This window comes from Brevibacterium senegalense (assembly GCF_000285835.1).
In the GTDB taxonomy this organism is placed as follows: Bacteria; Actinomycetota; Actinomycetes; order Actinomycetales; family Brevibacteriaceae; genus Brevibacterium; species Brevibacterium senegalense.
The window spans coordinates 4,431-8,577 of the sequence record NZ_HE978613.1 but is presented as its reverse complement, the minus strand read 5'-3'; the positions used below and the strand labels follow the sequence as shown (position 1 = coordinate 8,577).

General features: G+C 65.1%; 7 protein-coding genes. 2 read left to right on the top strand and 5 right to left on the bottom strand.

What is annotated here, in order from left to right; all coding sequences use genetic code 11:
• Positions 1-156, top strand: a 156-nt coding sequence (locus HGBR_RS20095; RefSeq protein WP_147522585.1) for an integrase core domain-containing protein, incomplete at its 5' end; no start/stop codon positions are given.
• A gap of 14 nt (positions 157-170) precedes the next feature.
• Here the strand turns inward: HGBR_RS20095 and HGBR_RS15660 are convergent.
• The 3 genes from HGBR_RS15660 to cmtR all read right to left on the bottom strand — a co-directional run bounded on the left by HGBR_RS15660 (position 171) and on the right by cmtR (position 1,936).
• On the bottom strand, positions 171-794 hold the full coding sequence (locus HGBR_RS15660; RefSeq protein ID WP_026077660.1) for a methyltransferase family protein: 624 nt from the start codon (positions 792-794) through the stop codon (positions 171-173).
• Positions 795-980: 186 nt separating this feature from the next.
• Positions 981-1,580 carry a cadmium resistance transporter gene (locus HGBR_RS15655; RefSeq protein ID WP_019160290.1) on the bottom strand — a complete coding sequence of 200 codons (600 nt, stop codon included), beginning with the start codon at positions 1,578-1,580 and terminating at the stop codon, positions 981-983.
• Positions 1,577-1,936 (bottom strand): Cd(II)/Pb(II)-sensing metalloregulatory transcriptional regulator CmtR, encoded by a 360-nt coding sequence (cmtR, locus tag HGBR_RS15650; protein WP_019160289.1) that lies wholly within the window; start codon positions 1,934-1,936, stop codon positions 1,577-1,579. Before cmtR ends, HGBR_RS15655 begins: the two co-directional genes overlap by 4 nt.
• A 197-nt stretch (positions 1,937-2,133) precedes the next feature.
• Here cmtR and HGBR_RS18525 point away from each other — a divergent pair, with 197 nt between their 5' ends.
• Positions 2,134-2,751, top strand: coding sequence for a class I SAM-dependent methyltransferase (locus HGBR_RS18525; protein WP_245533367.1), 618 nt, complete (start codon positions 2,134-2,136; stop codon positions 2,749-2,751).
• Positions 2,752-3,119: 368 nt separating this feature from the next.
• On the opposite strand, the gene lspA is transcribed toward HGBR_RS18525, so the two are convergent.
• Positions 3,120-3,623 carry a signal peptidase II gene (gene lspA, locus HGBR_RS15640; RefSeq protein ID WP_026077659.1) on the bottom strand — a complete coding sequence of 168 codons (504 nt, stop codon included), beginning with the start codon at positions 3,621-3,623 and terminating at the stop codon, positions 3,120-3,122.
• A gap of 368 nt (positions 3,624-3,991) precedes the next feature.
• On the bottom strand, positions 3,992-4,147 hold a 156-nt coding region (locus HGBR_RS20090; RefSeq protein WP_147522584.1), incomplete at its 5' end, for an integrase core domain-containing protein.

Genomic DNA, 4,147 nt, shown 5'->3' with positions numbered 1-4,147 from the left:
GCCCGCGTCGACGACTCCGAACAGGCCCGCCGGAAGGCGATCGGGGTATGGGTCCATCACTACAACTATCATCGGCCTCATACCGCCTGTGCAGACCAGCCACCGGCCAGCCGAGTCCACGAACGTGTAGACAACGTCATGACCTCATACACCTAGAAGTCTGATTCGTATCAGTTTGGGCTTTTCAGGCGGCCGATTCCAGGCAGAAAGCGGCCCACGCGTGCCGCGTAGCGGGCGTAGGTGTCTCCGTGGGTGCGGAGCAGATACGGCTCTTCGACGCACCGGACCTGAAGCTCGACGGCAGCGAGCAGGACCACCGGGGCGGCCGCGGACACCGGGGTGGGGACCATAAGCACCATTCCAGCGAGGGCGGCCAGCATTGCGGTGAAGACCGGGTTGCGGACAAGCGCGAAGGCTCCGGTAGTGACGAGGGCGGTGCGCTCAGTGGCGTCGACCCCGATCCGCCAGGACGCGCCCATCCCGGCCTGGGCGGCCAGCACGCCGAGCAGACCGGCGACGGTGACGACCAGGCCGGCCCAGTGCGTACCGGCGGGCAGGGGCCACGGCGGTGTGATGCCGGTCAAGGCGAGAAGCGGCCCGGCGGTACCGAGCACCAGAGCTGCGGCGAAGAGGATCCCGCCCCACCACTCCGCCGAGCCGGGAGCCCCGGTCAGTCCCCGGAACCCGGAGGATCCGCTGCGCCGGCGATGCAGCCAGGTACGCACACCGAAAGCGGTGATCAGCCCGAACAGATAGAGGCCAAGAGCAAGCGCGGCGGCGGTGCTGTCGGTCATGCTGATCCTGTCTCGGAAAGTGGGCCGGTGCGAGAGGAGGGGGTCACGGTCGATCCAATCCATGAGGGCATGCAGTCGTGGGGCGGCAAGAAACCAACCGGGACAGGTGCCCTGTGCGCCGGTACCGGTCGCGCCGCCCGGGTCTTCGGTGGCAGCCGTTGCGCCGGCGAGGCCCTTTGTGAGCACTTACAGGCCGAACGCGCCACCCTCGACGAGGATGAATACCCCAAGACCGATCAAGACGATCGGGAACAGTACGTGCTCCCAGCGTTCGAGCAGCTCGGCGATCGGCCGGCGAGTCGCGACGAACTTGGCCATCATGACGAGGACCGCGACGAGCGCGAGGAACACGACGCAATAGGCGATGACGGCGGCTGGCCCCACGCTGAGGAAGACTGGAACATACACGCCGATGTTGTCCCCGCCGTTGGCGAAGGTGACAGCGGCGACGGTCAGCACGCCGACGTTCTTGCCTTCGATCTTCGCCTCATCATCATCGTCGTCGTCTCCGCGCCACGCTTGCCACGCCGCCCATATGCCGAGGAACAACGGGATGAGCCCGAAGTAGGGAATGGCTTCTGGGGGCAGGAATGCATCCGCCCCCAACGTGACGAGCACGGCGGCGGCCAGAATGCCGCCGAACCCGAGATACTGACCGGCTAAGATCCGGGTCGTTGTGCCCCGCTGGCCCGCACCGCGGGCGAAGAACAGCGAGAGCACGATGATGTCGTCGATGTTGGTGACTATGAACAGGCCGATCGCCTGCAGTACGGATGACAGGATCATGCGCCCGCCTCCATCTTGCAGCACGTTGGCACGGAACATGCAGGGTCAATGCAGCTGGCCCCCTGGTCAACCGCCAAGGTCGTCTCCAGCAACGCAGTCAGCGCGCGGGTCAGGTGCGGATCAGCGATCTCGTACCGGGTTTTCCTGCCTTCCGGTTCTGCCACCACGATGCCGCAGTCCCGCAGGCACGCCAGATGGTTGGAGACATTCGACCGCGACAGGCCCAGCTCCCGGCTTATCACCGCCGGATGGTTCGGCCCCTCAAGCAGCATCAGCAGGATGCGGGAGCGCGTCGGGTCAGCCATGGCGCGGCCTAGGCGGTTCATCACGTCAAGGTGATTGGTAATGGTCAGCACTCGATGAACTGTACATTGTTCGCTGAATAAGGGGCAACTTGCCCGCTCAGTGGAGAACTGCTGCCAGCCGAGGTTTTGTACCCGGTACTCGGGTGCAGGTTTACGCTTGATGCCAACCAGCAGATAGTCATTCGCGCTCGGAGGACTAATCTCGGCTTCGACCACGCGGGTGCGCCAAGAGGAGGGTCATGCCGAGGATGTCCGCCCTGGAAGCCTCATTCTGTCGCAGCCGGCCGTGGCGCCTTCTGGCGCGGCGAGTGGTTCCCTGGGCGATTCAGGGCTTGCCTCTCGCCGGCAACGTGCTCGAGATCGGTGGGGGTAGCGGAGCGATGGCCGAAGCGATCGCTCGGGCCCACCCCCAGGTGCACCTCACCACGACCGACGCTGATCCCGTGATGGTCAAGGCTGCGCAGCGGCTCCTCACCCGACTCCCCACTGCTCAAGCGCGCCAAGCCGATGCCACCCGGCTACCTTTCAATGACCAGTCGTTCGACATGGTGCTGAGCTTCCTCATGCTCCATCACGTGATCGAGTGGGAACGCGCGGTGACCGAGGCGGCGCGGGTCCTACGACCCGGCGGGTCCTTCGTGGGATACGACCTGCTGGCCTCACGGATGGCCTCCCTGGTGCACGTGGCCGACCGCTCTGCGCACCGACTCATCGAACCCGCAACCTTCGAACCGGTCCTGGCGCAAGCCGGCCTCGGCCCGCTCCGTGTCCGGGTCTCCTTCGGCGGTCGGGTCCTGCGCTTTATCGCTCAGAAGCCGGACACAGTTCAGGACGATCCTGGCAACGACAAGCACGCGCCCGCGTAGAAAAGCCATGGGTAACACCGTGACTGCGAGGAGACGGCTCCGAGGGGTCTTGGGTGGGCACGAAATACGGTCCATCAGCAAGGCTCGGCCCCTGTGCCGGGCGGGCGCGGCCCCGGACACCATGATCGCCGAAGGGGTCAGCCGTCATGAGGGCTATTACCGGTGTCCCGGAAAGCGGAACCGCTCAGCGCGCTGTGCGTCTGTTGCTACCACAGACCAGCAGGATGCGCCTTAGAATCTGTCGGCTCAATCACCTCCCAGCGATCCCTCGCAACTGCTTCGTCATTGTGCTGGTGAATCCGTGCACCCCGTCGACGATCGCCAGGTGAACCCATGCAAATCGCTGAGCTGGTGGCGGTCGATCTAGTTCAGGACGTGTCCCCGTCCCTCATACCGGACGGAGGCTCCCGCAGCATCCCGAGGACCAGTCCCGCCACCCCGACGGTGACGAAGACGTCGGCTGCGTTGAAGGTGGGAAACCAGCCGGTGTGTAGGTAATCCACCACGCCGGCCCCGCCCAGTCGATCTACAAAGTTCCCCAAGGCCCCGCCCAGCAGCAGAACGGCTCCGCCTCGGGCCACTGTGCCCATAGCACGGACGTTCGCCAGCAGATACCACACCAATCCGGCGAGGACCAGCCCGGTCCCGGCGATTACCATCCAGGCGGGCAAGGACGCCCCGAGGCTGAACGCCACCCCCGGATTGTAAAAGACGCGCAAGCTGATCCAGCCCAGATCGACTACCTGGCCAGCGGGTAACGCGGTCTGAGCCAGGGCCTTGAGACCAAGATCCACCAGTGTCAGGACCCCTGCCCCGCCCAACAGTCCGACCACCTCGCGAGGCCGGGGCCGCTGTACAGACGTAGCGCTCACCAGCTGACCACGCGTGTCGACACCAGATGGTGGGGCCACCAATCCGTGGCCGGCCGACGCCTGGGCGCCCGCGCCTTGCAGCGGCGAGGCTGCCACAACGGCCAACGCAGGCCCAAACCTGTCCCATCACTCTTTATCGTCACCCTCAGATGCTACCGGTTCAGGCTATTGCCTCTCCCTGGGAGGAACAGGACGGACTTCTTCGTGGGCCCCACCCCTGATACGACCTACGTCCACCGCTCCACAGCCCGCAGGACACCGTATAGCAGACACGGGGCACCCCGGCTGCGGAGCACGAGAAGGTGCTCGGATCGACAGCGGTCAGTTTTCCGCCGGATCTGAAGATCCGATGAATGGTGACGAATCCCCTAGGTGTATGAGGTCATGACGTTGTCTACACGTTCGTGGACTCGGCTGGCCGGTGGCTGGTCTGCACAGGCGGTATGAGGCCGATGATAGTTGTAGTGATGGACCCATACCCCGATCGCCTTCCGGCGGGCCTGCTCGGAGTCATAGACGCGGGC